At 67.8% G+C, this 255-nt stretch carries 1 pseudogene; it reads left to right on the top strand.

The annotated features are described in order from the left end of the window. Positions 1-255 (top strand): annotated as a pseudogene (locus QC282_RS32290) (alpha-1,4-glucan--maltose-1-phosphate maltosyltransferase); the annotation flags it as partial.

Below are 255 nucleotides of genomic sequence, written 5' to 3'. Positions count from 1 at the left end.
ACCCGGACGTGATCTTCCTGGCCGAGGCGTTCACCCGGCCCGCGATGATGCACACCCTGGCCCAGATCGGCTTCCAGCAGTCCTACACCTACTTCACCTGGCGCAACACCAAGCAGGAGCTCACCGAGTACCTGACCGAGCTCTCGGGCGAGGCGGCGGCCTACATGCGGCCGAACTTCTTCGCCAACACCCCCGACATCCTGCACGCCTACCTCCAGCACGGCGGCCGGCCCGCCTTCGAGGTCCGCGCCGTCC

Origin of the sequence: Streptomyces sp. DH24 (assembly GCF_029813775.1) — a bacterium.
GTDB lineage: Bacteria > Actinomycetota > Actinomycetes > Streptomycetales > Streptomycetaceae > Streptomyces.
The sequence above is the reverse complement of the archived record's forward strand: the minus strand, read 5'-3'. Positions and strand labels throughout refer to the sequence as shown.